Genomic DNA, 26,338 nt, shown 5'->3' with positions numbered 1-26,338 from the left:
GCAAAAAAAGGGGCAAGAAAAAAGGAGACCTCGGTGTCCAAGGTGGGACCCCGGAGCGGAGTCGGGGACACACCGGGGGGGGGGGGGGGTGTTTTGGTCCCCCCCCCCCCCCCGCCGACGACGCGCATCGAACGCATTCCATCGCCATTCCGATAAAGGCGGGATTCTCGTGGAAGAAATTGCGGCGACACCGGTCCGCGACCATTCCCTCGTGTTTGCCCCTCGGATCCGGGACCTGCTGGCCCGGGAAGAAAGGGTATTCCGGATCGACGCCACCACGGTCGGTGTCTCCGACTGCCACCTGATGGCCGAAACCGTCGCGGCGCGCCCCGTGCTGTCCGCGGAGCGCTCGGTCTACAAACCCGCCGCGGGCGCCGACATCCCCCACGACAGCGCCACCCGCACGATCCGCGCACTGGGGCAGGACGTCATGGCGGGCATCCGGACGCCGCCGCCCCCGGCGCGCGGGCTGTCCGGCGCCTGGCCCTACGCGCCCACCTCCTACCTGCGCGGCTGGCTCTTCTCGTCCGACCCCCTGCCGGTCTCCCTGCTGTCGAAACGCGGCGTCACCCGCTCCGACACGCTCTCCCGGCTCGTCGACCGCGCCGTCACCATTTGGCCGGGATCCGAGGCCGAGGGCGGGTCGACCGCACTGGCCCAACTGATCCGCGCGGCTTCCGACCCGCTGGAGCGGAAGCAGGCCATCGCCATGTACCGGCGGGCGACGGCCACCCTCTGCGACGGCGTGGCCGCACTGGCCGGCAACGCCCTGTGGCTGCTGCGGCAGGAGCCGGAACGCGACCACGCGGCGGAGACCCCCGGCCTCACTGCGGTCCTGTGGGAGACGCTGCGACTGCTCCCGCCCGCGTGGATGCTGTGGCGCAACGGCGGGGACGCGTACACCCGGCTGCACCCCGAGATCCGCCCCGAGGACAACGTCGCGCTCTTCCCGCTCCTGATGCACCGCCACCCGGACTACTGGTCCGACCCGCTGGAGTTCCGCCCCGAACGGTGGACCGGGGTGGCGGACCCGGAGAAGACACCCGGTTTCATGCCGTTCGGGTTCGACGGCGCCCGCTGCTGGGCCAAGCACCTGGTCGTACCCCTGGCCGAACGCCTGCTGACCGTCGCCTTCGACAACGGACTCGTCATCCGCGGACCGCGGCAGGACGCCCCCGTCCCCCTGCGCTCCCTGCTCTCCGTCCGCTTCGAGGCGGCAGCGGGGACAGCGGGGGCATGACCCGGCACACGACCGGCGGCATGATCCGGCGGCTCCGGGCGGAGACCGTCAGCCCCGAGCACCGAACACCCTGACACCACAGGACACATCATGGAATCGCCCACGCTGGCCGACTGGGTCGGCGACGTCGAAAGCTTCGCCGGCCGCCGGTGGCAGCGCGAGCCCGCGGTCTTCACCCCGGGGGCCCTCGCCTCGCCCTTCGACCTCGACGCGCTGGACGCCGCCTTCGACGGAGGGCTGCTGCGCACCCCGTACCTGGAGATGGTCCGCTCCGACAAGGTCACCGTCCCGCCCGAGGCCTACACCACGTCACGCGTGGTCAACGGCGTGACGTACGACGGCTACGCCGACCGCGCGAAGGTCCTCGCGCGCCTGCACGCCGGGGCGACGCTGCTGCTGCGTTGCGTCGACCAGTGGCACCGCCCGACGGGCGAGCTGGTGGCCCGGCTGTCCGAGGAGCTCGACCGGCGCGTGGAAGCGTTCTTCTTCCTCACCCCGGCCGGCAGTCAGGGGCTCGCGGTGCACCGCGACGACGCGGACGTGTTCGTCCTCCAGGCGGCCGGACGCAAGACCTGGTACGTCCACGACGCTCCGACCGTGGCGGACTGGTCGCTGGGCGAACTCCCCGACGACGAACACTCGCCGCGCCTCCTGCACCGCGTCCTCGAAACCGGCGACGTCCTCTACGTCCCGCGCGGCTTCGCCCACCGCGCGGTCGGCGCCGCCGGACTGTCCGCCCACCTGTCGCTGACGATCCGCGACCTCTCCCTGTCGGACCTGCGGACGGCTCTCGCCCGGCGGCTGACCGAAGGGCTGGACCTCCCGGCCCGCCCACTGGGCCAGGCCGCGATCGCCGACGCCTGCGCCACGCTCCTCGGCCACGTCCGGGCCGAGGCCGACACGATCGGACCGGAAGACCTGCTGCTGGCCGCCCGGGCGGCCACCCGGGCCGGGGAGGCGCGGCAACCGGTCGGACCGCCCCGGGCGGAGACCTTCACCGAGGCGGCCCGCACCTGGGAGACCGGAGGACCCGACGCCGGGCACGCCGGGCTTGGCCCGGTCGGCCGCACCTGGCGCAGGCTGCGCGACGCGGCCCGCACCACGACCTGACGCACGGCGCCGGGCCACCGGACCGGGGGCACAGCGCCCCCGGTCCCCTGGTCCACCGCCCCCGGCCTCCCGGTCCACCAGTCCACCAGTCCTCCGGTTCGACCGGGGCCGACGGTTCAGTCGCGCGTCAGCTCTCCTCCCCCGCCGCGCGCTGGGCCGGCACGGTCCGGTCCCGCTGGAGGTCGAGCAGTTCGCGGAACAGGCCGTCGTCGCGGGCGGCGAGTTCGGCCCAGGTGCCGGCCTGGACGATCCGGCCCTTGTCCATCACGATCACCCGGTCCGCGACCGCCGCGTTGGCGATGTTGTGGGTGACCAGGAGGGTGATCCGCCCCGGGGCGAGGGCGCGCAGGGAGTGCAGGATGCGGTGCTCGGCGCGCGGGTCGAGGTCGGAGGTCGGCTCGTCCAGGATCAGCAGGCCCGGGCTGCGCACCGTACGGTAGAGCGCCCGCGCCACCGCCGCGCGTTGCCAGCCGCCGCCGGACAACTCGGCGCCGCCCCACCAGCCTTGGGCGAGCAGCGTGCGCCAGCCGGAGCGCAGCCGGCCGACGATCTCGTCGAAGCCGGTCCGCGCCGCCGCCCGTTCGACGTCGGCCATCACCCGGTCGGTGAGGTGGCCCAGGTGGACGTTCTCGGCGGCGCCCAGCGGCCAGCGGGCGAACTCCTGCGGCACCCGGGCCACCCGGGACCACATGCCGTCGGCGTCCAGCTCCTCCACCGGCACGCCGTCCCAGGTGATCCGGCCCGACTGCGGCAGGTAGAGGCCGGAGAGCAGCTTCAGCAGGGTCGACTTGCCGCTGCCGTTCTGCCCGATGACGGCCACCACTTCGCCCGCCCGCAGTGTCATGCTGACGCCGTCCAGCGCGGGCTCCTGCTGCTCGCCCGGGTAGGCGTGCCTCAGGTCGCTCACCTCGACCAGCTGCGGGGCTCCGGGGACGAGGTGGCCGCGCCGGATGCGGTGGCCGCCGGCCTCGTCCAGGAAGGTGAAGTAGTCGTCCAGGTAGAGGCCCATCCGGTACAGCCGGGCGCCGTTGCCGACCAGGCCCTGCAGCCCGGAGGAGGCCGTCCGCAGCGCGAAGGTGGCGGTGCCGGCGGCGGCCAGGTCGATCCGGCCGCTCGCCACCAGGTAGAGCAGGGTGCCCCAGATCAGCGCGCTGCCGGCCCCGGTGCCGAGCGCGGCCAGCAGCGACACCTTGGCCGCCTCCCGGGTCGCCCGGTCGGTGGCCGCGACGATCTTCGCCTCGGCGCGGCGGTACTTGGCCATCAGGAACGGGGTGACCTGGTCCGAACGGACCTGGTCGGCGCGGGTCTTGTCGATCAGGAACCACCGGTAGACGCGCAGCGCCCCGCGGTCCTCGTTGGTGATCACCGCCGCCAGGTAGTGGATCCGGGCAGTGCGGACGGCCGCCACCCCGGTCGGCACCGAGCCGAGCAGCAGCAGCGGCACCAGCCAGGGGTGCAGCGTCGCCAGGACGCCCGCGGCGGCGGCCAACGAGACGGTGGAGGCGATCACGTCCTGGGCGTTGGAGAGCAGGTCGGGCGTGGTCGAGGCGCCCCGGTCGGCGGCCTCCCACTGCTCGTTGTACGCGGGCTCGTCGTACGCCTCCAGCTCGGCGGCGCACCCGGCCGCGATCAGCGCCAGCTCCGCCTCCCGGGTGATCCGCGGCGACACCCGGCCGGACAGGCCCACCACGGCGATGCCCAGCACGGCGCGCAGGGCCGCCGAGACGGTCAGCAGGACCAGCGACGGCGCGGCGGCGCGCAGGTGGTCGGTCACCGGACCGGGGACCAGCAGCGCGCCCAGCGTGCCGGTGGTGGCGTACAGCGCCAGCGCCCCGAACACGCCCGCCAGCGCCTGGCAGACCAGCAGCAGGACGGTGGACGTCCGGTCCGCCGCCCAGGCCAGCGTCATCGCCCGGCGCACCAGGTGCGGCAGGCGGCGCAGCATGGCGCCCGCCGACATCGACGCGCCGGCCTGGGCGCGGCGGTCGCCGGGGAAGCGGAGCCGCAGCTCCTCGTCGTGCTCCCTGTCGTGCGCCTTGTCGGGGTGCTCGTCGTGATGCGACTCGTACTGGTCGTCGTGGTGGTCGTCGTCGGGGGTGGTTGCGGGCTGCTCGGGTTTCACGACCTGGTCGGACACAGTGCTCCCTGTTCCCTGGTACGGCGGCCTGCGGCCGCGGCGGTTCCGCACGCGGGCAGCCCTCATCGCCTGGTGGGCGTGGAGGGTCGGCAGCGGTGCCGGTGGGCACTCTGCGAGGGGCGGCTGCCGGTGCGGACCCCGATCCTGGCAGCGGCCCGCGGAGGTGTCCGGCGTGTCCCGGCCGGTCTCACTCGATCCGGGCGATTCCGTGTCGACGACGGCGAGTTGGTGGCAATCGATCACTCGGAAGGTTCGCGATGTTCGGTTCCACAGGACGCCGAGGCAGGCTGTTCAGCATGCGATCCGACAATCAGCGGGACGTCCCGCCCCTGTCGGCTCAGAAGGGGATCCCGTTCACCGACCCGACGGGGAACGGGATCCACCGCGTCCGCCGCCGGTTCGGCCTCGACGTGCTCGGCGGCCCGACCGGCCCCGAGGAGGGCCGTCGCCCTGGTGGTCGAGCATCTCCCCCCGGGGCTCGGGCCGGTGTTCAACCGGCCCGGGGGCGGGAAGCCGTGAGCGTCAGGGGGCTACCGGCGGATGGAGGGCGAGCAGGGACGGGACGCGGGTCGGGGCGGCGAGGCGGAGGAGGCCGTGGCCGATGCCGGCGAGGCCGACCATGAGGGAGGGGCTGTGGACGCCGTGGGGGAGGCCGCAGATCCAGCCCCTGGTGTCGAGGGCGTCGAGGGTGGCACGGGCCTGGGCGTGCCAGGAAGCGCCTGCGAGGTGGAGGGGTTCGATGTTGCCGAGGTCGCCGTGGCAGAGGGAGAAGTTGAGGCCGAAGCCCTCGCGGCGCACCGTGTCGAGCGCGGTGTCCCGCTCCTTTCGAAGCAACTCCCCTCCCGCTGGCAGGAGTTCGGCGAGTTCGACCCGGGCGAGGGCGATGCCGGAGGCGCCGTGGCACCAGAGGGTGGGGAAGGACGGGGCGTCGGGGCCGCCGTCCTCGCGGACGTCGCGCCAGTTGGCGGCGGACGGATCGAACAGGGTGCGTTCGTAGTCGAGGGCGGCGAGGGCGAGTTCGGGCAGCTTCGGGTCGCCGAGGCGGTGGCCGGCGCGGGCGAGGGCCCAGGCGATGCCGGAGCCGCCGTGGGCGAAGCCGGCCGGCGGGCGGCTCGCGGCCTCGGCGAGGGAGGCGGGGAGCCAGCCGACGCCGCCTTCGGGATGCGGGGCGGCGGCCCGGGCGAGGCGTTCGGTGCACGCGGCCAGGGCGGCGGTGACGGCTCTGCCCGGCCGGACGGTCTCCCAGGCGAGCAGTCCGCCGATGGTGCCCGCATTGCCGGAGAGGAGGTCGTGGAGGGAGTCCTCGGGTGCGGTGGCGGCGACGCGGTCGATCACCAGCCCGGCCAGGGCGTCGAGTTCGGCGTCGGGGTGGTGGGCGGCGAGCTGGGCAAGGGCGTAGAGCACTCCGCCGGTCCCGGACAGTCCGCCGCCGAGCCGGTCGGCGCGCCGACGGATCTGGCGACGGAGTGTCAGTTCGGCTGCCCGGGCGTAGTCCTCGTGCGAGCGGTCGCCGGTGACGACGGCGAGCTGGTGCAGGAAGAGCGTGATGCCGGCGGTGCCGCTGTACAGGTCAGGGCCGAGTTCGGCGGGGGCCCAGCGGCCGGGCGGGGTCCAGTTGGGGCCTACGAAAGCGAGGTCGGCGCTGCCCCGGTAGGCCTCGCGGAGCAGTTGCTCGCCCGCCTCGACGGCCTTGGCGAGCGCGCGGTCGGCGAGGCCCTCCCCCGCGTCGGCCGACGCGTCGACCGGTGCGTCGGCTGATGCGTCGCCGGTCACGGCCGTGGCCGCCCCGGCCGCTGTCGCCGCCGAAGCCGCCCGACGCGGCTCGCGCGCCCCGTCGGCCGTCGTCACCGACAGCCGCAGGAGCTGGAGTTGACGGGCGAGGTCGTCCTCACCCAGGCCGTCCGCCTTGGCGAGCGCGAGGTCGAGGGCGGGCCGGTCGGTGACGCCGGGGATGACGGCACCGGTGGCGGAACGGGCGTCGACACTGTCCGGGCGGATGGTGAAGACGGGCACGTCGCCGCGCCACAGGTCGGCGCGTTCGTGTTCGACGAAGGCGAGCGCGTGCTCCTCCCAGGCGGCGAGCGCCCAGAGCCGGTCGAGGTGGCGGTCCTGGTCGAGGGCGTCGCGGAGCAGGTCAGGGTGGCAGGCGGTGTTGAGGAGGCTGCGGTACTCGAAGGTGTCGCGACGCAGCATCCGCGTCTCGTCGGCCGCGAACGCGCGCAGCAGTACACGGAGTTGCTCCCTGTCGGCGGCGAGCAGCCGGTAGGCCTCGGTGAAGCCGGCTTCCAACTCGCCGAGGTGATCGGCCGGCCGCAGTGGCTGCCCGGCCGGTACGGGCCTGCTGCCGGGTGCCTCGACGGGCAACCGCCGGTATTCCAGCCGGAGTTCGTCCGTGCCCTGGCCGACCAGGACGGGGGCGGGCCGGGGCGGGAGGCTGGCCGGGTCCCAGCCGAGGGCGGAGAGGTCGGTGCCGCCGTTGCCCTCGTCCCACATCCGTTCGGGGAGCAGGCCGGAGCGGAGCACCGAGTGGCGGGCGTGGTGGCGGGCGAGGCGCTCGGACTCGGACAGGTCCTTGGCGGGCTCGTGCAGGTCGGGGTGGAGGAGTGCCTCGAGGTCGATGAGGACGGGCTGGTCGCGGACGGCGATCAGGTTCTGGGCGTGGCAGTCGACCGCGTCGAGGACGTACATCAGCGCCGCGAGGGTGCCCGCGCGGTGGTAGAAGGCGCTCAACTCGGCTTCGTTGGAGGCGGGTTCGGCGGTGATGTGGGCGACCCAGCCGTAGCCGTCGCCGGCCAGGTGGGCGAGGTCGTGCAGGGGCAGTCGGAGCCGGGGGTTGAGCCAGTGCAGGAGTTGCTGGAAGTGGGTCTCGGCGCCGAGCGGGCGCGGCTTGTAGACGATCCGGACGCCGTGTTCGAAGCGCAGCGAGCTGACCGTGGCGCCGTCCCGGTGCGGGTCGCCGAGACCGGTGGCGAGTTCGGTGAGCCGGCCGAGCGGGCGGCCGTCCGCGAACCCGGCGGAGAGGGCGGGCAGGTCGGCGGCGAGGCGGCGGAACAGGGTGAGGGTGGTTTCCGTCCACTGCCGGGCAGTGGTGGCGAGGCGGAACGCCAGGACCGGGTACTCGGCGAGGAGTCGCAGCGCCCGCTCGGGGCGGGTCAGCCGGTCGAGGAAGTCCAGGTAGCGCAGTTCGGGGGTGTCGCCGGTCAAATCGCCGGTGAGGCGGGCGACATGGAGTTCGGTGATGACGGTCCTGATGGCCGCTCCGTGAGCGGCGGCGGTGAGCGCGGGGAGCGCGAGCGCGGTCAGGTCCTCGGGGGTGCCGAGCGCGGGGGCGTCCAGGGCCTCGATCCCGGCGCGCAGGCGGTCGCGGGCGTCGGCGAGCAGCGGAGCGGCGAGCCGGGCGAAGGCGTGCTCCTCGGGGATGTCGGGCGCCGCCAGGACGGCTTCACGGCGGAACGCGTCGGTGAGGCGCTCGGCCCACGGGTGCGCCCCGAGCCCGAGGCGGTCGGCGAGCGCGTCCGGGTGCTCGGCGAGGAGGGCGCGCAGGGCCTCCGGGTCGAGGCCGTCGGCGGCGAGGCGCCGCTCGAACCAGCCGTCCCGGTCGAAGGGCGCCTGGGCCCGCCAGCGCTCCAGCTTCCGGCCGGCGCGTTCGGCCCGTTCGCCGCGCTCGGCCCGTTCGCCGCGTTCGACGCACTCAGCAGACCCTGGGTGATCCGACGCCTGGCCACGGGCGTGCAGCGGGACGGCTCGGGCGGCAGCCCGCAGGAATTCGGACGCGTCGACCACGGGGCGGTGCTGCCTCTCTCGTCTGCTCGGCTCTGTTCTCTCAACGTCCCTCAACGTCCCTCAACGTCTCTTGACGTCTCGCGACGGCGGGCGGGAGGCACTCCTCGCCGGGGCGCCTCCCGTGAAGTCGGCTCACATGCTGCACATGCGCCAGCAACTCGACGGGTACTCACAGGTGTTGAGCTGCACGGCGGCCGTGACGTACAGCTCGCTCGCCAGGTCGCCGGCCGGGTGGGGGCGCTTGGCCGGGTCGAGGGTGAGCCGGTAGTCCTCGTCCTTGAGCGCGCGGAGCTGGTCTGCGACGGGCAGCATGGGTGCCTCCTCGAAGGGGTCCGGTCCGGCGACAGTCGCGCCGGTTGTCCGGATCCTGTCAGTGCCCCTGCGGACGCACCAGGGCCGTGGGGAGCCCGGTGCCATTTTCCGGCCACGATCGAAATACGACCGGGCGGCCGGGGAGCCGGTGCGGGGCGAGCGGGCCGACGCGGCCCCGTCGGTACGACCGGGGTCCGCGCCGGCCCCTGGCGTCAGAAGCTGCAGACGTGCCCGCAGCTCGACCAGCCGCCACAGGTGCTCGCCTGCACCGCGGCGGTCACGTAGAGCTCGTCCGACAGATCGCCGGCCGGGTGGACCTGGTGGCCCTGGCCGAGGGTGAGCCGGAAGTCCTCGTCCTTGAGTGCGCGAACCTGCTCAGCCGTGGGCTGCATGGTGCCTCCTCCAAGCGTTCGGGTCTGGCACAGGTGTGCCGGGTCGGGATCCTGACAGCGCCCCACGCGTCACACCAGGGGCGCCGCCTCACCGGTCCCGAATTCGGCCAGGATCGAAATAGTGCACGCGCGGCCACCCCGCCCCGTTCCCCCAGGCCACGCGCCGCCCCCTCGCACCGCCCGGCCCCACAGGCCCCTGTACACCTGTCCAAAATCCGGGCGGTTGCGGCGGGGTGAACCCCGGCCGAGGTTTGAACGCCCCGCTCCCGTGGCAACGGCCTCGTTCCTGTGGCAACGCCCTGCACCGAGGGTCACGATGGAGGCCCGGCCACCCGCCGGGCCCGGCCCGATCGGAGTGCGATGAGCGAGCAGCACAACGTCGTCCTGCTGACCTTCCCCGACGCCGCCGGCTGGCGCCCAGCCTTCGACGAGACACAGCACCTGCCGGGCCTGCGAGTGGCCGCCGCGCTGGAACGCAGCGCCGACGGGATGCTCGAGATCAAGGACACCTTCACCCGGGGCGCGGGCCTGGCCACCGTCGGCTCGGGGCTGGTGGGCGGGCTGGTCGGGCTGCTCGGCGGGCCGATCGGCGTGCTGCTGGGCTTCGCGGCGGGCGCGGCGCTCGGCAACGCGGCGGAGGAGCGCTACGCCACCGAGGCCGGCGCCGCGCTGATCGTGCTCTCGGCTCGGGTGCCGGACGGTGGCGCGCTGCTCGCCCTGGAGGTGCGGGAGGCCTCCCCCGGCCCGGCCGACGACCTGGCCGCCCGTCACGGGGCGACGGTCGAGCGGATCGACACGCACACCTTCACCGAGCAGGTCCGGGCGGCGGAGCAGAAGGCCGAGGAGCAGAGAGCCGAGGAGCAGAAGGCCGACGAGACGCCCGACCGGCCCTGACCCTCACGACATCCGGTACAGCACCGGCATCGCGCCCGTCCGGTTGACCAGCAGGTTCTGCAGCACGTAGCTGTGGAAGCTGGGTTTGGTCACCTGCCGCAGCAGCAGCCGCAACGCGCCGGTGTCCCACCGGGCGTGGTTGACGAAGACGTAGTCCGCGGGGCCGAGCGGTTCGAGCAGGGTGGAGTTGTCGAGGCCGGTCTCCCGGGCGTACCAGCCGGCCAGGTGGTCCCAGAGTTCGAACGCGACGTCCCGGTCCTCGGCGACGAAGTGGTTGAACAGGAACAGCCCGGCCCGGCTCTTGTCCACGTCCCCGAGCGAGCGGGCGCAGCGGGCGCGCATCACGTGCAGGTCGGTGGCGGCGCCGAGGGCAGCGGTGAGGTTCCGGTACGGCTCGCTCTCGGCGACCGTGCCGAGGTCGTCCGGGGTGTCGGTCTCGATCAGGACGGCGACGTCGTAGGCGGCCCGGTGGAACCGTTGCTGCGCCGCGTACCCGCCGGGCGGCGGCAGGACCACCGCGCGGTAGACGGTGACCCGCCGGACCTCCGGCCGCGTCCTGAGCGCGGCGGCGGAGGGCTTCAGCCGGTCGAGCAGGGCGCTGCGCGCGGGATCGGCGCGCACGAACGGCGGGCCGGTGGGCGGCGCCACGGCGGCGGCCAGGTGCAGGTACCCGTACGGCGGCGGGTCGGCCAGCCGGGCGCGGGGGTACTTGGGGTTCGGTTTCAGGAGTTCGAACTGCATGATCGCTCCATGCGCGGGACCGGGTGGAACCGGGTGGACGGCCCCCCTCCGGCCGCCTACCCGGTCCCTCCCGGACCAACCCCCGCCGTCACTCCCGCCCGCAGCGTCTCTGCCGTCCGCGCCCCCGCCGGCATTCCGCCCCGCAGCCTGTCTGCCGTCCGCGCCCCCGCCGTCACTCCGCCCGCAGCGCGTCCGCGGTCCGCGCCCGCGCCGCCCGGACGGCGGGGAGCAGCGCCCCGAGCACCGCGATCAGCACGCCGCCCAGTCCGAGCAGCACGAGCGTCGGGGTACCGAAGACGTCCAGCGCCGAGGTGGGGAAGTTCAGCCCGGAGGCCCGGCCCATGGCGGGCACCGTGGCCCGGTGCAGCAGCAGTCCCAGCGGCAGTCCGGCCGCGCCGCCGACCGCGCCGGCCAGGACGACGGAGGCGAGCACCGCGCCCACGGTCTGTGCCGGGGTCATGCCGAGCGCCTTGGTGACGCCCATGTCCCGGGTGCGTTCGCGGATCTCCAGCACGACGGTGTTGAACACCCCGAGCCCGGCGACGGCGACCAGCAGCGCGGTGAGGGTCGCGGTGAGGGACCGCATCGCGAGGATCATGTCGCTGGAGCTGTGCGGCGCGCCGGCCTCGGCGGTCATGTGGGCCGGGGCGAGGGCGGCGCCGACGGCGGTGGCGTAGGCGGCGTGGTCGGCGCCGGCCTTCAGCTTGACGAACCACACGTCCGGGCGGGGGGCCGTTCCCGGCGGGTAGGTGGCGGCGTCGGTGAAGAGTTCGTTGGTCTGCATGTGCGGGTCGAAGACCTCGCCGACGATCCGGACGGTGATCGCCCGGCCGTGGGTCGTGAAGGTCACCCGGTCGCCGAGTGCGACCGAGGCTTCGGTCAGGAAGGTGGCGGGTGCGACGGCCTCGCCCGGGCCCTGGTACCAGCGTCCGGAGACCATCCGGTAGCCGGCCCAGGAGGAGTCGCCGTCGAAGGCGGTCACCAAGGTGCTGCCCGCCACCCCGGGGACCGTGACATCCTCGCTGCCGCCGCCGTAGTACGCGGCGGTGCCGGGCTGGGCGTTCAGTGCGGCGGTGACCTCGGCCGGGTCGGCCGGGACCGGCCTGGCCAGGGGCGCCGTCCCGGGCGGGCCGTCCGGCCGCGCCGGGTACACCACGACGTCTGCGGTGTCGCGTGTCTTCGCTTCCTGCACCCAGGTCATCGTCCCGCCCATGCCGACTGCGAAGACCGCCGCGGCCGTGCCGAAGAGCACGGCGGCGAGCATCCCGGAGGCCCGGGCGGGGCGGGCGAAGGGCTGGGCGAGGCCGAGGCTCAGCGGCCGGGGCAGCGGTAGCCGGGCGGCCAGCGCGGCGGCGCGGGCGGCGACGGCGTCCCGGCGGGTGGCGCCCGCCGTGCGGCCGACGGCCAGCGCGTCCACGGTGCGCAGGCGTCCGGCGCGGGCGGAGGCGGCCCAGGCGACGAGGGCGACGGCGGCGAGGGTGCCGCCCGCCACCGCGATGTCGACCCAGGGGGCGAGGCCGGAGGTGTCGGTGCCGTAGAGCCGACCGGTGGTGGCGAGCACCGGGACGGTCAGCAGGTTGCCGGTGACGACGCCGAGCAGGGTGCCGGCGCCGGCCGGGATCAGTGCCTGGGCGACGTACGCCCGCACCACCTGGGCGGGGGTGCAGCCGAGGGCCTTGAGGACGCCGATCCGCCGGGTGGCGGTGCCGACCGCGCCGGCCACCACGTTCCCGGCCACCAGCACCGACATCGCCAGGCCGAGCAGTCCGAAGGCGACCATGAAGGGCAGGAACAGCGCGGTGTCGCGGTCCGAGCCCTGTTCGGCGGTGAGCCAGGACTGGGCGCCGGTCAGCGAGTCGGCGGGTGCGGCGGCGGTCACTGCGGCCCGGTCGGCGGCCATCGCGTCGGCGGTCCCGGCCTGGGTGAAGCGGTAGAGCATCTCGTAGCCGGGGGTGGTGCCGGATGCGGTGAGGGTGGCGATGGCGTCGGGTGTCACCCAGGCGTCGGCGGTGCGGCTGACGGACCGGGCGAGGCCGACGACGGTGAGCGTCGGCGCGCCGGGCAGTCCGGGAACGCGCAGCGTCCGGCCGACCTCGCCGAGCAGGCCGGCGTAGTCGGCGGAGAGCACCACCTCGCCCGGGCGGCTCGGCCAACTCCCCTGCAGCAGAGTGACGTTGTCGACACCTTCGGCGGCACGGGCACGGCCGGCCACGGTCATCGGTTCCATGGTGACCCCGGGCGGGACGTCCGTACCGGGGCCCGGTTCGGGGTCCACGGTGACGGTGCGGAAGGGGCCGGCCGCGGCCGTCACCCCGGGGGCGTGCGCGGTGGCGGCGAGCTGGTCGGCGCTCGCCCGGGCGCCGTCGAAGCGTGCGGTGAGGTGGGCGCCGTGCTGGCCCTCGAAGGCCTGGTCGAAGGGGGCTTGGGAGGCGACCAGCAGCGAGCCGCCGAGGACGGAGCAGGTGGTGGCCACCATGGCGGCCAGCCCGATCGCGACGGACTGTGTCCGGCGCCTGCGCACCCCGGCCCGGACGACCCTGCCCAGCGCACTCATGCACCCACCTCGCTGCACTCGGCGAGCGCTTCGCGCAACGCACACCCTTCGACGATGAACTCGCTTCGCTCGCTCATGCCGCCACCGCCGAGTCCGCCTCGACCCGGCCGTCCCGCATCCGGACCGTGCGGGTGGCGCAGTCCTCGGCGAGCGTCAGGTCGTGGGTGACGATCAGGAGGGTCTGGCCGTCCGCGTGCAGGTCCCGGAACAGCGCCTTGACGTCCTCGCCCGAGGCCGAGTCCAGCGCACCGGTCGGCTCGTCCGCCAGCAGCAGCGTCGGCTGGTTCATCAACGCCCGCGCCACCGCGACGCGTTGGCGTTCACCGCCGGAGAGCCGGGCCGGGTGGGCGCGGGCGTGCCGGTCGATGCCGAGCGACTCCAGCAGCTCGCCGGCCCGGCGCCGGGCCTCCGCGCGCGGGACGCCGGCCAGTTCGCCGGCCAGGACCACGTTGTCGGCCACCGTGAGGTCGTCCAGCAGGTTGAAGAACTGGAACACCATGCCGATCGTGCCGCGCCGGTAGCGGGCGGAGGCCGCCTCGCCCAGCCGGTCCACCCGGACGCCGGCCACGGTGACCGTCCCGGCGCTCGGCCGGTCCAGCCCGGCCACCAGGTTCAGCAGGGTGGACTTCCCACTGCCGGACGGCCCGAGCACGGCCACCGACTCCCCCCGCCGTACGCTCAGCGTGACCCCGTCCAGCGCCGCCCGGGCGCCCTCGTAGTGGCGGCCCACACCGCTCAGCTCGATCACCGGATCGCCGTTCATCCCCGCTCCTCGCCTCGTCCTGCCTGGTGACGAGGACGAAGGTACGGACGGGCGGCGCGTGCCCGCGTCCGTCTCCCGCGGCAACTTCGCTACCGCGTCCGGCGGACCCGACGCGTCGTCATCCTTCCGGGGTAGTCGCCGGGTGTAGTGGCTGCCGCCGCCTGCGGGGCTGTCCCCGGCGCGGCCCGACCCCCACAATGTCCCGGTGATCAACCATCCGACGGTGCAACGGCTGCGCGCGGCGGCCACCCGGCCGGGCCGCGGCCCCGACGCCGCTCCCCCGCCCCGGCCGACCCGGCGCGGCCAGGCCTTCGACCTGGCCCTGGCCCTCTTCCTCGCCCTCACCTCCGGCCGCTACGCCACCATCACGGAGACGGCGGGTGAGTCCGTCCGGCACGGGCTGCTGCTGCTCGTCCCGCTCGTCCCGCTGCCGCTGGTGCTGCGCCGCCGCTACCCGCTGGCGGTGCTGTGGACGGTGCTGCCGGCCGCGCTGCTGGTCCGCCGGCAGTCGCCGGACATCGCGTACTCGGCGGGCGTGGCGGTGATCGTCGCCGCGTACAGCGCCGCCGCGTACGGGCGCCGCCCGAGGGCCGTGCTGCTGAGCCTGCCGGCCGCGGCCGTCGCGCTGGTGGTGCTCTTCACCGAGGCCAAGCTGCCGCACTTCCCCAACGGGGTGATCGCCGTGCTGGTCCTGGTGCCGGTGTTCGCGGTCGCCTACGAGCTGCGGATGTGGCGCCGCCGGGTGGAGGAGGGGCGTGAGCGGCTCTCCGTCCTGGAGCGCGAGCAGCTGGCCGCGCTGCAACGCGCCGTGGAGCTCGAACGGGCGCGCATCGCCCGGGAGTTGCACGACGTGGTGACGCACAACGTGAGCATGATGACGATCCAGGCCGGTGCCGCCCGCAAGATCCTGGACACCGCCCCGGACAAGGCCCGCGAGGCGATGGCCGCGGTGGAGTCCGGCGGACGCGCGGCGATGACCGAACTACGGCACGTCATGGGCCTGTTGACCATCGACGCGGAAACCGGCGACGCCCCGGCCGAGGGCGCCGACCTCAGCCCCCAGCCGGGTCTCGGCCGCCTGGACGCGCTGGTCGAGGGCGTGCGGCGGGCCGGGCTGCCCGTGGCGCTGGCCGTCCTCGGTGAGCGCCGGGCCGTCCCGCCCGGGGTCGAGCTGGCCGCCTACCGGGTCGTCCAGGAGGCGCTCACCAACAGCGTCAAGCACGCGGGCGGCGCCGACGCCACGGTGACCGTCGAGTACGCCCCCGACCACCTGCGGGTGGAGGTCACCGACACCGGCGGGCGCGCCACCGGCGCCGCCGCCACCGGCAACGGACGCGGCCTGCTGGGCCTGCGCGAACGCCTCGCCGTCTACGGCGGCACCCTGCAGACCGGCCCCCGGCCGCGCGGCGGCTACCGCGTCACGGCCCTGATACCGCTGGAGAGTTCATGAACGCGCAGTCCTTGCGGGTGGTCGTCGCCGACGACCAGGCCCTGGTCCGCACCGGCTTCCGGCTGATCCTGGAGTCGGAGGGGATCGACGTGGTCGCCGAGGCCGAGGACGGCGAGCAGGCCGTCGCCGCCGTCCGCCGGACCAGGCCCGACGTCGTCCTGATGGACATCCGGATGCCCGTTCTGGACGGCCTGGAGGCCACCCGGCGCATCCTCGCCGACCCGGCGCAGGAGCCGCCGCGGATCATCATGCTGACCACCTTCGACCTCGACCACTACGTCTACGCGGCGATGGCCGCCGGGGCGAGCGGCTTCCTGCTCAAGGACGTCACCCCGGAGCACTTGGCCGCCGCCGTCCGGCTGGTCCGCACCGGGGACGCGCTGCTCGCCCCCGCCATCACCCGGCGCCTGGTCGAGCGCTTCGCCGCCCGCCCGGACGCCCCCACCGCGGCCGCGCCGCACCGCGAGCTGGGCACGCTCACCCCGCGCGAGCTGGAGGTGATGGGGCTGCTCGCGCGCGGCCTCAGCAACGCCGAACTCGCCGCCCGGCTGCAGCTGTCCGAGGCGACGGTGAAGACCCATGTCGCGCGGATCCTCGGCAAGCTGGGCCTGCGGGACCGGGCGCAGGTGGTGGTCGCGGCGTACGAGACGGGGCTGGTCAGTGTGGGGTCCCCCGGCGAACCCCGGTAACACGCGGCGGGAGCCCGGGGATTGGGCCCCCGGGCTCCCGCCGTGCTGCGTCAGCGGAACAGCGGAGCGGAACAGCGGAGCGGAACAGCGGATCCGTAGCTCTGCGGATCCGCTGATCCACGGATCAGACGAGGTCGAAGCGGTCCGCGTTCATGACCTTGACCCAGGCCGCGACGAAGTCCGTCACGAACTTCTCCTTGGCGTCGTCGCTCGCGTACACCTCGGCGACGGCCCGCAGTTCGGCGTTCGAGCCGAAGACCAGATCGGCCCGGGTGCCGGTCCACTTGACCCGGCCCGATGCGTCGCGGGCCTCGAAGGTGTGCGAGTCCTCCGAGGTGGCCGCCCAACGGGTGTCCAGATCCAGCAGGTTGACGAAGAAGTCGTTCGTCAGCACGCCGGGGGTCTCGGTGAGCACGCCGTGCGCGGACTGGCCGTGGTTGGCGCCCAGCACGCGCAGGCCGCCGACCAGCACGGTCAGCTCGGGGGCGCTCAGGCCCAGCAGGTTCGCCTTGTCGAGCAGCAGGTACTCGGCCGGCAGCCGGTTGCCCTTGCCGACCCAGTTGCGGAACCCGTCGGCCTTCGGCTCCAGCGCCGCGAAGGACTCGGTGTCGGTCAGCTCCTGCGGCGCGTCCACCCGGCCGGGCGCGAACGGCACCTCGACGGCGAGGCCGGCCGCCTTGGCGGCCTGCTCGACGCCGACGCCGCCGGCCAGCACCAGCACGTCGGCCAGCGAGACCTGCGTGCCGCCGTCGGCCTGCGCGTTGAACTCCTGCCGCACGCCCTCCAGGGTGCGCAGCACCGAGGCCAGCTTGTCGGGCTCGTTGACCTCCCAGCCGCTCTGCGGCTCCAGCCGGATCCGGCCGCCGTTGGCGCCGCCGCGCTTGTCGCTGGAGCGGAAGGAGGAGGCCGCCGCCCAGGCGGTGGAGACCAGCTCGGCCACCGACAGGCCGGTGGCGTTGATCCGCCGCTTGAGGTCGGCCACGTCGGCCGCCCCGACCTGCTGGTAGTCGACCGTCGGCAGCGGGTCCTGCCAGAGCAGCTGCTCGCTCGGGACCTCCGCGCCGACGTAGCGGACGATGGGGCCCATGTCGCGGTGGGTGAGCTTGTACCAGGCACGGGCGAAGGCGTCGGCGAACGCGGCCGGGTTCTCCAGGAAGCGCCGGGAGATCGGCTCGTAGACCGGGTCGAAGCGCAGCGACAGGTCGGTGGTGAGCATGATCGGGACGTGCCGCTTGGCCGGGTCGTGGGCGTCCGGGACGGTGCCCTCGCCGGCTCCGTCCTTCGGCTTCCACTGGTGGGCGCCGGCCGGGCTCTTGGTGAGCTCCCACTCGTAGCCGAACAGCGTCTCGAAGAAGCTGTTGTCCCAGGTGACCGGGGTGGGCGTCCAGGCGCCCTCCAGACCGCTGGTGATCGCGTCCCCGCCCACACCGGTGCCGAAGGCGCTCTTCCAGCCGAGTCCCTGCTGCTCCATCGGCGCGTCCTCGGGGTCCGGGCCGACGTTGTCCGCCGGGCCGGCGCCGTGGGTCTTGCCGAAGGTGTGGCCGCCGGCGATCAGCGCGACGGTCTCCTCGTCGTTCATCGCCATCCGGTAGAAGGTCTCGCGGATGTCGCGGGCGGCGGCGATCGGGTCCGGGTTGCCGTTGGGGCCCTCCGGGTTGACGTAGATCAGGCCCATCTGGACGGCGGCCAGCGGGTTCTCCAGCTCGCGGTCGCCGGTGTAGCGCTCGTCGCCCAGCCAGGTGGTCTCCGGGCCCCAGTAGACGTCCTCGTCCGGCTCCCACTCGTCGACCCGGCCGCCGCCGAAGCCGAAGGTCCGGAAGCCCATGCCCTCCAGCGCGACGTTGCCGGCCAGGACGATCAGGTCGGCCCAGGACAGGCTGCGGCCGTACTTCTTCTTCACCGGCCACAGCAGGCGGCGGGCCTTGTCCAGGCTCGCGTTGTCGGGCCAGCTGTTCAGCGGGGCGAAGCGCTGCTGGCCGCCACCGGCGCCGCCGCGGCCGTCACTGATCCGGTAGGTGCCGGCGCTGTGCCAGGCCATGCGGATCATGAACGGGCCGTAGTTGCCGTAGTCGGCCGGCCACCAGTCCTGGGAGGTGGTGAGCACCTCCTGGATGTCCCGCTTGACGGCCGGGAGGTCGAGCGCGCCGAAGGCCGCCGCGTAGTCGAAGTCCGCTCCGAGCGGGTTGGCGACGGCGGGGTTCTTGGCGAGGATCTTCAGATTGAGCCGCTCCGGCCACCACTGGCGGTTCCCACCGCCCTGGGTGGGGTGCGGCGCGCGCCCGTGGTTCACCGGGCAGCCCTCCGCGTTCGCCTCTACGCCGGTTGCATCGTGGATGTCAGACATGGGAATCCTTCCCTCACAAGGCGGATCACGGTGTCTTCTGTGCTACCTACGGCATCTGCTGCATGTGCTGCATCTACTGCTGGTACCTAGGCTAGCGCCGGAGCCGATCCTACGATGGACGGAATCCAAGTCAAGAAAGACACCAAACCCATATCCGATCGGGATCCGGAGGGCACAGGATGTGCATTGGTAAACTCCGGTCTTCCCCTTGACCTGAATAGGTGAACCGATATGAGTGACCTGCTGGAGCGGCTGCGCGGGCGCGGCTGGCGCCTGACCTCCCAGCGGCGTGTCGTGGCCGAGGTCCTGGACGGCGAGCACGTACACCTGACCGCGGACGAGGTGCACGCCCGGGCGGCGGAGCGCCTCCCGGAGATCTCCCGGGCGACGGTCTACAACACCCTCGGCGAGCTGGTCACCCTCGGCGAGGTCATCGAGGTCTCCACCGACGGGCGCGCCAAGCGCTACGACCCCAACGCACACCGCCCCCACCAGCACCTGATCTGCACCGGCTGCGGCGCCATCCGCGACGTCCACCCCCTCGGCAACCCGCTGGCCGACCTCCCGGCGGAACAACGCTACGGGTTCACCGTCTCCCAGGCCGAGGTCACCTACCGGGGGCTCTGCCCGCACTGCGCGGGCTGACCGTCCCGCTCGGCGCGGGGATCGCCGTGGCACGGTGCGAGGTGCTGACGCAGCGTCAACTCCACTGGACAGTAAGGGACTTGAGCCCGTTCTGGAAGTTGGAGACCAACCGCGTCGGCGGCCCGTCCGGAGCGAGTTCCAGGTCGGGAAACTCGCCGACGATCCGCCGGAGCACGGCCGACATCTGGATCCTGGCGAGTTGCGCTCCCACACAGAAGTGCGGGCCGTAGCCGAAGCTGACGTGGTCGTTCGGCGTACGGGTGATGTCCAGGCGGTCCGGATCGGGGAAGACCGACTCGTCGCGATTGGCGGAGGCGTGGTACACCACCACCTTGTCACCGCGGCGGACCGGTTTCCCGGCCAGCACGACGCCCCGGGTGGCAGTGCGCCGGAACTCCAGGACCGGGGGCCAGAATCTCAGCAGCTCATCCACGGCCGAAGCGACCAGGTCCGGCCGTCGGCACAGCAGGCGGTACTGGTCGGCGTGCGTGAGCAGGGAATACAGCCCTCCGGGCAGACCATTGCGCAGCGTCTCGTTACCGGCGACCCCGAACAGAAAGAACATCGTTTCGAATTCGGCGGCACTCAGTCCGGCTTCCCGCAGGCGGGCGACAATGCTGCCCGGTGGGGGCCGATCGGCGAGACCGTGCGCGTACCGGAACATGTCGGCGAGGGCCGCACGCGAACGCGGGTTGACCGGGCGGCCGTCCGAGGTGGTCGGGGCCGTGGGGCGGTGGGCGAGCGCGGCCCGACCCAGCTCGGTCAGGCGGGACGGGTCGGCGGTGCTGGACCGGGCGTAGTCGGGATCCTGGTAACCGATCACCCGATTCGACCAGTCGACCAGCAGCTGCTGGTCCTGCTCCGGCACCCCCAGGATCCGGGCCAGCGTCCACACGGGCAGCTCGGCGGCCACCGGCACGAAGTCGACCCGACCCAACGGGCGCATCGCCGCCACGAGTTCGGCTGCGCGCCGCTCGATGGCGGCGGTCAGCTCGCGCAGCGCCCGCGGGGTGAACGCCGCAGCGACGGCCCGGCGCAGCCGGGAGTGGTCGGGCGGGTCCTGGTTGAGCATCATCGCCCGGGCGAACTCCAGGTCGGCCGGGGTGTCGGGGTCGCGGATCTGGGTCGCGCCCAGGTGGGAGGAGAACAGCTCGGGACTGCGCAGCACGTGCTTCACGTCCGCGTGCCGCAGCACCGCCCAGTAGCCGCTCCCGCCCGGCCAGTCCCCCACCGCCGGCTCCTCCACCCAGCAGACCGGCGCCTCCGCCCGCAACTCGCGGAACAGGTCGTACGGCACGCCGTCGGCGTAGGTCTCGGGAAGGAAGATCCGGTTCACCCGCGCCTGGTCGAAGCCCATGCCGACCGACCGTACGCCACCACCCGGCGGCCGACCAGCGTCCGGCCCGATTCGCCCGCGCCCCCGCCTTTCACGGGCGCTCGCGGAGCGGAATGTCGCGGTTGCGCCCATCGGTCGCCGGAATCCCGTAGGGTCGGCCAATGGCGAAGTACTTCGACGTGCATCCAGAGTCTCCCCAGCCGCGCACCATCAGCACCGTGGCCGCCAGTCTCCGGTCCGGGTCACTCATCGCGTACCCGACCGACTCCTGTTTCGCCCTGGGCTGCCAACTGGACAACCGCGAGGGCCTCGAACGGATCCGGTCGATCCGGCGGCTCGACGAGCGCCACCACTTCACGCTGATGTGCGTGGACTTCGCGCAGCTCGGGCAGTTCGTCCAACTCGACAACAACGTCTTCCGCGCCATCAAGGCCGCGACGCCGGGCAGCTACACCTTCATCCTCCCTGCCACCAAGGAGGTCCCCCGCCGCCTGATGCACCCGAAGAAGAAGACGGTGGGCGTCAGGATCCCCGACCACACCGTCACCAGGGCGCTGCTCGCCGAGCTCGGAGAGCCCCTGCTCTCCAGCACCCTGGTCCTCCCCGGCGACGACGAACCGATGACCCAGGGGTGGGAGATCAAGGAGCGCCTCGACCACGTGCTGGACGCCGTGGTGGATTCGGGCGACTGCGGCACGGAACCGACGACCGTCGTCGACTTCTCCGGCGGCGAACCGGAGATCACCCGGCGGGGAGCCGGTGACCCCACGCGCTTCGAGTGACGGCCCCGGCACACCGCGGAGCCCCGACCGCACCACGGATCGGTGAGAATGGAGGCCATTCGACACACCGGGCGGCGGGGGCGAGCGGGTGCAGGGCTGGCAGGTCAGGAACGGCATCGACGGCGGCACGGTCAACGGCAACGCCTTCCAGGCGGGCGAGCTGACGGTCCACCAGTACGCGGCGCCGACCGTCGAGGTGCGGTGGCCGATGGTGATCGGCCGGATCCCGCCGAAGGCGAGTGCCTTCCAGGCTCGGGAGGAGCTGCGGCAGGCCATCGACGAGGCCCGGGGGCAGCACGGGACGGTCGTGCTCAGCCAGGTGCTGGCGGGCGGTGGCGGCGTCGGGAAGTCCCAGCTCGCCGCCGACTACGCGCGCGCGGCCGTCGACGCCCGGACGGACCTGGTGCTGTGGGCCGATGCGACCGAACCCGCCACCGTGACGGACGTCTACGCGAGGGCCGCTGCGGCGGTCCGGGTCGCGGGAACGACCGGTGAGGCCGAACAGGATGCGGAGCGCTTCCTGGAGTGGCTGGCGACCACCGATCGCCGGTGGCTGATCGTCCTCGACAACACCACCGAGGCGACCCCCGACGTCCTGTGGCCGACCACCTCCCGGGGCGGGCACGGGCGGGTCATCGCCACCACCCGGCACCGGGGCGCCGCCGCCACCGGCAGCGACCGGGCCCTGGTCGACATCGGCACCTACTCCCCCGCCGAGTCCGTCGCCTACCTGCGGGAGCGGATGGACCGCGCCGGCTGCGCCCACTTCCTCGACGAGCACGCCGCCGAACTCGCCGCCGCCCTCGGCCACCTCCCGCTGGCACTCGCCCACGCCGCCGCCTACATGGTCAACAAGCAGCGCAGCAGCGGCCGTTACCTCCAGCTGTTCCGTAACCGCAGCCGCACCCTGGACCAGGTCCTGCCGTCCCGGTCCGGCGCCGACGGCTACCGGGGCCCGGTGACGGCGGCGCTGCTGCTGTCGGTGGACGCCGCCCAGCAGGAGGAGCCGGTCGGGCTCGCCCTCCCTGCCCTGCGGCTCGCCGCCCTGCTCGACCCGGCGGGCCACCCGCAGGACCTGTGGGCGACGCAGCCGGTGCTGGACCACCTCGGCGACGCGGCCGGCACGCGGATCGAAGCGGACGACGCCCGGGACGCGCTCGCCGTCCTGCACGCCTACAACCTGCTCACCCTCAGCGAGGCCCCGCACCGGGAGGTGAGCGTCCACGCGCTCACCTCCCGGGCCGCGCGCGACGCCACGCCCGAGGACGAGCGTCCGCACCGGGCGGCCGCCGACGCCCTGGTCGAGCTGTGGCCCGAGGAGGACCACACCGATCGGGAACTCGCGGCCGTGCTCCGCAGCAATGGCGCCACCCTGGCCGAGTACGCGGGGGACGAGCTGATGGAACCGGCCGACGGGGCCCACTCCCTGCTGCACGTCATCGGCCTCAGCCTGATCGCGGCGGGGCTCCACACGCCCGCCATCCGGCACTGGACCCGGCTCGTCTCCTCCTGTGAACGCGTCCTCGGCACCGAACACTCCGACACCCTCGCCGCCCGCAACAACCTCGGAGTCGGCTACCACGCCGAAGGACGCTACCTCGAGGCCCTGCACCTCCTGGAGCGGATCGTCGCCGACTCCCAGCGCGTCCTCGGTGCCGACCACCCGGCCACCCTGCAGTACCGGGCCAACCTCGCCGTCGACTACGCGCAGGTGGGACGCACCGAGGAGGCCATCACCCTGCTCGAGGGGGTGCTCGCCGACACCGAGCGCCTCTTCGGGGCCGACAGCCGCAAGGCCCTCACCACCCGCTCCAACCTCGCGGGCGCCTACCACGAGGCCGGCCGCACCGAGGAGGCCATCCGGCTGCGCGAGAGCGTCCTCGCCGGCCGCGGACGCCTACTCGGCCCCGGCCACCCCGAAACCCTCCTCACCCATGCCGACCTGGCCGTCTCCTACGCACAGGCCGGACGCCTCAGTGACGCGGTCCGCATCAAGGAGCAGGTCCTGGCCGACACCGAGCGCGCCCTAGGCAGCGACCACCCGCAGACCCTCACGGCCCGGACGATCCTCGCCGCCTCCTACCGGCCGGCGGGACGCGTCGCGGAGGCCGTCACCCTGCTGGAGCGCACTCGGGCCGACGCCGAACGCGTCCTCGGTCCCGGCCACCTCCAGACTGTCCGGATCTGCGCCGAACTCGGCGAGGCCTATCTGGAGGCGGACCGCATCCGCGAGGGCATCGGCCTCAACAAGCGCGTCCTCGCCGACCGCGAACGCCTGCTCGGCCCCGAGCACCCCGCGACCCTCGTCACCCGGTCGAACCTCGCGAACGGCTACCTGTACGCAGGACGCGTCGAGGCGGCCACGGACCTCCACGAGCGCGTGCTCGCCGACCAGGAGCGCCTCCTCGGCGGCGACCACCCGGCCACCCTCAGCACTTTCGGCAACCTCGCCAACTGCTACCGGATCGCGGGACGCGACCACGATGCCGTCGCCATCGAGGAGCGGCTCCTGGCCGACCGCGTGCGCGTGCTGGGCCCGCACCACCCGAACACCCTGATCACCCGGCTCAACCTCGCCACCGGCTACCACGGCCTCGGACGCCTCCAGGACGCGATCACGGTGCTGGAACACGTCGACAGGAAGACCGAGCGTCTCCTCGGCCGCGACCACCCGCACCTCCTCCTCGCACGGGCCGGCCTCGCCACCCTCTACTGGTACACCGGGCGGCGGGCGCAGTCGCGGTGGCTGCTGCGGGCGACACTGACCGACCACGAGCGCGTCCTCGGGCCCGACCACCCGGCCACCGCCGCCTTCCGGGGGACGGTGTCGCGCTTGCTGAACGACCCCGAACCCGTGCCGCCGGCCGCCGCCCACGGCAAGCGGAAGCGCCGCTGAGCACGCGGCTTCGGCGCGAGGCGGCCGAGGAGAGCAGCAGCCGCAGGGCGTCGTCGGACGGGGTGTCCGGGTCGGCGGTGCGGGTGGCCGGCGCCCGGGTGGGGAATCGCCGCGGTCACCGTGGGGTTGGGGCAGGGCGACGAGCCAATTGCGGCACTCGCAGACGAGGGGTTTCCCATGAAGATCGGCATCATCGGTGCGGGCAACATCGGCGGCAACCTGACCCGGCGGCTGGCCGCGCTGGGGCACGAGGTCTCGGTGGCGAACTCGCGCGGCCCGGAGACGCTGAAGGCGCTGGTCGAGGAGACCGGCGCGAAGGCGGTGACGGTGGCCGAGGCGGCGCGGGGTGCGCAGGTCGTGGTCGTGACCGTGCCGCTGAAGAACGTGCCGGACCTGCCCGCCGGGCTGTTCGACGGGGCGGCCGAGGGTGTGGCGGTGATCGACACCGGCAACTACTACCCGAAGGAGCGCGACGGCCGGATCGACGCGATCGAGGACGACGGGCTCACCGAGAGCCGGTGGACGGAGCAGCACCTCGGGCACCCGGTGGTGAAGGTGTTCAACGGCACGTACGCGCAGGACCTGCTGGAGCGGCCGCTTCCGGCGGGCGACCCGGAGCGGATCGCCGTGCCGGTCGCGGGGGACGACGAGGCGGCCAAGCGGGTCGTCCGGGCGCTGGTCGACGAGCTGGGCTTCGACTCGGTGGACGCGGGCGGCATCGACGATTCCTGGCGCCAGCAGCCGGCCACGCCGGTGTACGGGCTGCGCGGCGGGGTCGAGGCCGTGACCCGGGCGCTCGCGGAGGCGCCCCGCGAGCGCCCGGCGGCCCACCGGGCGTAGCAGGCCCACCGGGCGTAGTAGGGGTCAGGCGAGCCGGCGCGCCCCCTCGGCCGGGACGGCGGTGAGGGTGCGCGGCTCGGCGTACCCGGCGGTGCGGAAGGCGGCGGTCACCCGGGCGGCGACGCGCTGGGCCTCGGCCGCGTCGACCAGGGCGATGACGGAGCCGCCGAAGCCGCCGCCGGTCATCCGGGCGCCGTGGGCGCCGGCGGCGAGGGCCGCCTCGACGGCGAGGTCGGTCTCCGGGCAGGAGACCCGGTAGTCGTCGCGCAGCGAGGCGTGGCCGGCGGTGAGGATCGGGCCGAGCGCGGCGAGGTCGCCGGCGTCCAGGTGGGCGACGGCGGCCTCCACCCGCGCGTTCTCGGTGACCACGTGGCGCACCAACCGGCGCAGTTCCGACGGGAGTTCACCCAGGGCGGCAGCGAGCCCCGAGGGCTGCAGCGAGCGCAGTGCGGGCAGCCCGAGCAGTTTCGCGGCCCGTTCGCAGCCGGCTCGCAGGGCGGCGTACGCGCCGTCCCCGAGGTCGTGCTTGACCCTGGTGTCGAGGACCAGCAGGGCGAGGCCCGCGCCCGCGAGGTCGACGGGCACCTGACGCGTCGACAGGTCCCGGCTGTCCAGGAACAGCGCGGCACCCGGGCGGCAGCACATCGAGGCCATCTGGTCCATGATCCCGCACGGCACGCCGACGAACGCGTTCTCGGCGCGCTGTGCGAGCAGCGCCAGTTCCGCAGCCGAAAGCCCCAGCCCGTACAGGTCGTTGTACGCGGTGGCGACGGCGCATTCCAGGGCCGCCGAGGAGGAGAGTCCGGCGCCGCCGGGGACGTCGCTGTCCAGCCGGAGGTCCACGCCGCCGACCTCGTGCCCGGCCTCACGCAGCGCCCACACCACACCGGCGGGGTAGCCGGCCCAGCCGGGCACCGCGCCGGGGGCGAGGTCGGCGAGCCGCAGCACGGTGACCGGCCCGCGGCCCTGGGCGGACCAGAGCCGCAGCCGTCCGTCGTCGCGGCGGGCCACCTGGGCGCGGACGGTCTGCGGGAGGGCGATCGGCAGCACGAACCCGAGGTTGTAGTCGGTGTGTTCGCCGATCAGGTTGACCCGGCCGGGGGCGGCCCACTCCCCTTCGGCGGGGCGGCCGTAGAGCTCGGTGAAGGTGTCGGGCTCGGTGAAGGTGTCGGGCTGGGCGAAGGTGTTCACGGGGCGACCTCCCGCAGCCGGCGGGCCGCGTCCTCGGGGGTGACGTCGTTGACGAAGGCGTCCATGCCGGATTCCACGCCGGCCAGGTACTTGAGCTTGTCGGCGGTGCGCCGGATGGTGAAGAGCTCCAGGTGCAGGGCGAGTTCGTCCCGGTGGCCGGCGGGGGCCTGGTGCCAGGCGGAGATGTACGGGGTGCGGCCGCCTCCGAAGAGGCGGTCGAAGCGTCGCAGCAGCTCCAG

Annotated in this window: 19 protein-coding genes and 1 pseudogene; 9 read left to right on the top strand and 11 right to left on the bottom strand. The window is 73.9% G+C overall.

Going from position 1 to position 26,338, the window contains the following annotated elements; all coding sequences use genetic code 11:
• Nucleotides 1-211: 211 nt before the first annotated feature.
• The gene (locus ACZ52R_RS36545) at nucleotides 212-1,240 is read left to right on the top strand and encodes a cytochrome P450 (RefSeq protein ID WP_465626101.1); all 1,029 of its coding nucleotides are present in this window, start codon (nucleotides 212-214) and stop codon (nucleotides 1,238-1,240) included.
• Between the two features lie 90 nt (nucleotides 1,241-1,330).
• The gene (locus tag ACZ52R_RS36540) at nucleotides 1,331-2,350 is read left to right on the top strand and encodes a JmjC domain-containing protein (RefSeq protein ID WP_465754970.1); all 1,020 of its coding nucleotides are present in this window, start codon (nucleotides 1,331-1,333) and stop codon (nucleotides 2,348-2,350) included.
• A 127-nt stretch (nucleotides 2,351-2,477) separates the two neighbouring features.
• On the opposite strand, the gene ACZ52R_RS36535 is transcribed toward ACZ52R_RS36540, so the two are convergent.
• The 4 genes from ACZ52R_RS36535 to ACZ52R_RS36520 form a co-directional block, all read right to left on the bottom strand.
• Nucleotides 2,478-4,487 (bottom strand): ATP-binding cassette domain-containing protein, encoded by a 2,010-nt coding sequence (locus tag ACZ52R_RS36535; protein WP_465754969.1) that lies wholly within the window; start codon nucleotides 4,485-4,487, stop codon nucleotides 2,478-2,480.
• Nucleotides 4,488-5,009: 522 nt separating this feature from the next.
• Complete coding sequence (locus ACZ52R_RS36530; protein WP_465754968.1) at nucleotides 5,010-8,270, bottom strand: type 2 lanthipeptide synthetase LanM family protein; 3,261 nt, start codon at nucleotides 8,268-8,270, stop codon at nucleotides 5,010-5,012.
• A 132-nt stretch (nucleotides 8,271-8,402) separates the two neighbouring features.
• Nucleotides 8,403-8,582: a hypothetical protein gene (locus ACZ52R_RS36525; RefSeq protein WP_360491887.1), complete on the bottom strand. Its 180-nt coding sequence runs from the start codon at nucleotides 8,580-8,582 to the stop codon at nucleotides 8,403-8,405.
• A gap of 212 nt (nucleotides 8,583-8,794) precedes the next feature.
• Nucleotides 8,795-8,974, bottom strand: coding sequence for a hypothetical protein (locus ACZ52R_RS36520; protein WP_360491890.1), 180 nt, complete (start codon nucleotides 8,972-8,974; stop codon nucleotides 8,795-8,797).
• A gap of 360 nt (nucleotides 8,975-9,334) precedes the next feature.
• Here ACZ52R_RS36520 and ACZ52R_RS36515 point away from each other — a divergent pair, with 360 nt between their 5' ends.
• Nucleotides 9,335-9,868 carry a histidine kinase gene (locus tag ACZ52R_RS36515; RefSeq protein WP_465661991.1) on the top strand — a complete coding sequence of 178 codons (534 nt, stop codon included), beginning with the start codon at nucleotides 9,335-9,337 and terminating at the stop codon, nucleotides 9,866-9,868.
• A 3-nt stretch (nucleotides 9,869-9,871) separates the two neighbouring features.
• On the opposite strand, the gene ACZ52R_RS36510 is transcribed toward ACZ52R_RS36515, so the two are convergent.
• The 3 genes from ACZ52R_RS36510 to ACZ52R_RS36500 form a co-directional block, all read right to left on the bottom strand.
• Nucleotides 9,872-10,609: a hypothetical protein gene (locus ACZ52R_RS36510; RefSeq protein WP_465661990.1), complete on the bottom strand. Its 738-nt coding sequence runs from the start codon at nucleotides 10,607-10,609 to the stop codon at nucleotides 9,872-9,874.
• 172 nt (nucleotides 10,610-10,781) lie between these two features.
• A complete protein-coding gene (locus ACZ52R_RS36505) occupies nucleotides 10,782-13,163 on the bottom strand; it encodes an FtsX-like permease family protein (protein ID WP_465661989.1) in 2,382 nt (793 codons plus the stop codon).
• 73 nt (nucleotides 13,164-13,236) lie between these two features.
• The gene (locus tag ACZ52R_RS36500; protein ID WP_465626086.1) at nucleotides 13,237-13,926 is read right to left on the bottom strand and encodes an ABC transporter ATP-binding protein; all 690 of its coding nucleotides are present in this window, start codon (nucleotides 13,924-13,926) and stop codon (nucleotides 13,237-13,239) included.
• Between the two features lie 205 nt (nucleotides 13,927-14,131).
• On the opposite strand from ACZ52R_RS36500, the gene ACZ52R_RS36495 reads away from it, so the two are divergent.
• The gene (locus ACZ52R_RS36495) at nucleotides 14,132-15,376 is read left to right on the top strand and encodes a sensor histidine kinase (protein ID WP_465661985.1); all 1,245 of its coding nucleotides are present in this window, start codon (nucleotides 14,132-14,134) and stop codon (nucleotides 15,374-15,376) included.
• Nucleotides 15,373-16,065: a response regulator transcription factor gene (locus tag ACZ52R_RS36490; RefSeq protein WP_360491908.1), complete on the top strand. Its 693-nt coding sequence runs from the start codon at nucleotides 15,373-15,375 to the stop codon at nucleotides 16,063-16,065. The genes ACZ52R_RS36495 and ACZ52R_RS36490 overlap by 4 nt, the downstream gene beginning before the upstream one ends.
• Nucleotides 16,066-16,189: 124 nt before the next feature.
• Here the strand turns inward: ACZ52R_RS36490 and katG are convergent, their stop codons facing one another.
• A complete protein-coding gene (gene katG, locus ACZ52R_RS36485) occupies nucleotides 16,190-18,409 on the bottom strand; it encodes a catalase/peroxidase HPI (protein WP_465626082.1) in 2,220 nt (739 codons plus the stop codon).
• 231 nt (nucleotides 18,410-18,640) lie between these two features.
• Here katG and ACZ52R_RS36480 point away from each other — a divergent pair, with 231 nt between their 5' ends.
• Entirely contained in the window at nucleotides 18,641-19,054 is a 414-nt protein-coding gene (locus tag ACZ52R_RS36480; RefSeq protein WP_360491914.1) for a Fur family transcriptional regulator, read from the top strand.
• Nucleotides 19,055-19,109: 55 nt separating this feature from the next.
• Here the strand turns inward: ACZ52R_RS36480 and ACZ52R_RS36475 are convergent, their stop codons facing one another.
• Nucleotides 19,110-20,411 carry a cytochrome P450 gene (locus ACZ52R_RS36475; protein ID WP_465754967.1) on the bottom strand — a complete coding sequence of 434 codons (1,302 nt, stop codon included), beginning with the start codon at nucleotides 20,409-20,411 and terminating at the stop codon, nucleotides 19,110-19,112.
• 140 nt (nucleotides 20,412-20,551) lie between these two features.
• Here ACZ52R_RS36475 and ACZ52R_RS36470 point away from each other — a divergent pair, with 140 nt between their 5' ends.
• From ACZ52R_RS36470 to ACZ52R_RS36460, 3 genes are all read left to right on the top strand, one after another.
• The gene (locus ACZ52R_RS36470) at nucleotides 20,552-21,172 is read left to right on the top strand and encodes an L-threonylcarbamoyladenylate synthase (protein WP_465626791.1); all 621 of its coding nucleotides are present in this window, start codon (nucleotides 20,552-20,554) and stop codon (nucleotides 21,170-21,172) included.
• An 88-nt stretch (nucleotides 21,173-21,260) separates the two neighbouring features.
• Nucleotides 21,261-24,068: a tetratricopeptide repeat protein gene (locus tag ACZ52R_RS36465; protein WP_465754966.1), complete on the top strand. Its 2,808-nt coding sequence runs from the start codon at nucleotides 21,261-21,263 to the stop codon at nucleotides 24,066-24,068.
• A 177-nt stretch (nucleotides 24,069-24,245) separates the two neighbouring features.
• The gene (locus ACZ52R_RS36460) at nucleotides 24,246-24,908 is read left to right on the top strand and encodes an NADPH-dependent F420 reductase (RefSeq protein ID WP_465626789.1); all 663 of its coding nucleotides are present in this window, start codon (nucleotides 24,246-24,248) and stop codon (nucleotides 24,906-24,908) included.
• 24 nt (nucleotides 24,909-24,932) lie between these two features.
• Here the strand turns inward: ACZ52R_RS36460 and galK are convergent, their stop codons facing one another.
• Entirely contained in the window at nucleotides 24,933-26,099 is a 1,167-nt protein-coding gene (gene galK / locus ACZ52R_RS36455) for a galactokinase (protein ID WP_465754965.1), read from the bottom strand.
• A pseudogene (locus ACZ52R_RS36450) lies at nucleotides 26,096-26,338 on the bottom strand (galactose-1-phosphate uridylyltransferase); the annotation flags it as partial. The pseudogene ACZ52R_RS36450 and the gene galK, both read right to left, overlap by 4 nt.

It is taken from the genome of Kitasatospora sp. NPDC034023 (assembly GCF_055575795.1).
Note: the sequence above shows the minus strand (reverse complement) of the source record. Positions and strands in the feature narration are given on the sequence as shown.

What these genes read in the sequence shown, in the direction of transcription:
- ACZ52R_RS36540 (WP_465754970.1), top strand. Translation starts at nt 1,331, where the DNA reads ATGGAATCGCCCACGCTGGCCGACTGGGTCGGCGACGTCGAAAGCTTC.
- ACZ52R_RS36525 (WP_360491887.1), bottom strand. Translation starts at nt 8,582, where the DNA reads ATGCTGCCCGTCGCAGACCAGCTCCGCGCGCTCAAGGACGAGGACTAC.
- ACZ52R_RS36520 (WP_360491890.1), bottom strand. Translation starts at nt 8,974, where the DNA reads ATGCAGCCCACGGCTGAGCAGGTTCGCGCACTCAAGGACGAGGACTTC.
- ACZ52R_RS36515 (WP_465661991.1), top strand. Translation starts at nt 9,335, where the DNA reads ATGAGCGAGCAGCACAACGTCGTCCTGCTGACCTTCCCCGACGCCGCC.
- ACZ52R_RS36510 (WP_465661990.1), bottom strand. Translation starts at nt 10,609, where the DNA reads ATGCAGTTCGAACTCCTGAAACCGAACCCCAAGTACCCCCGCGCCCGG.
- ACZ52R_RS36505 (WP_465661989.1), bottom strand. Translation starts at nt 13,163, where the DNA reads ATGAGTGCGCTGGGCAGGGTCGTCCGGGCCGGGGTGCGCAGGCGCCGG.
- ACZ52R_RS36500 (WP_465626086.1), bottom strand. Translation starts at nt 13,926, where the DNA reads ATGAACGGCGATCCGGTGATCGAGCTGAGCGGTGTGGGCCGCCACTAC.
- ACZ52R_RS36490 (WP_360491908.1), top strand. Translation starts at nt 15,373, where the DNA reads ATGAACGCGCAGTCCTTGCGGGTGGTCGTCGCCGACGACCAGGCCCTG.
- katG (WP_465626082.1), bottom strand. Translation starts at nt 18,409, where the DNA reads ATGTCTGACATCCACGATGCAACCGGCGTAGAGGCGAACGCGGAGGGC.
- ACZ52R_RS36480 (WP_360491914.1), top strand. Translation starts at nt 18,641, where the DNA reads ATGAGTGACCTGCTGGAGCGGCTGCGCGGGCGCGGCTGGCGCCTGACC.
- ACZ52R_RS36475 (WP_465754967.1), bottom strand. Translation starts at nt 20,411, where the DNA reads ATGGGCTTCGACCAGGCGCGGGTGAACCGGATCTTCCTTCCCGAGACC.
- ACZ52R_RS36470 (WP_465626791.1), top strand. Translation starts at nt 20,552, where the DNA reads ATGGCGAAGTACTTCGACGTGCATCCAGAGTCTCCCCAGCCGCGCACC.
- ACZ52R_RS36460 (WP_465626789.1), top strand. Translation starts at nt 24,246, where the DNA reads ATGAAGATCGGCATCATCGGTGCGGGCAACATCGGCGGCAACCTGACC.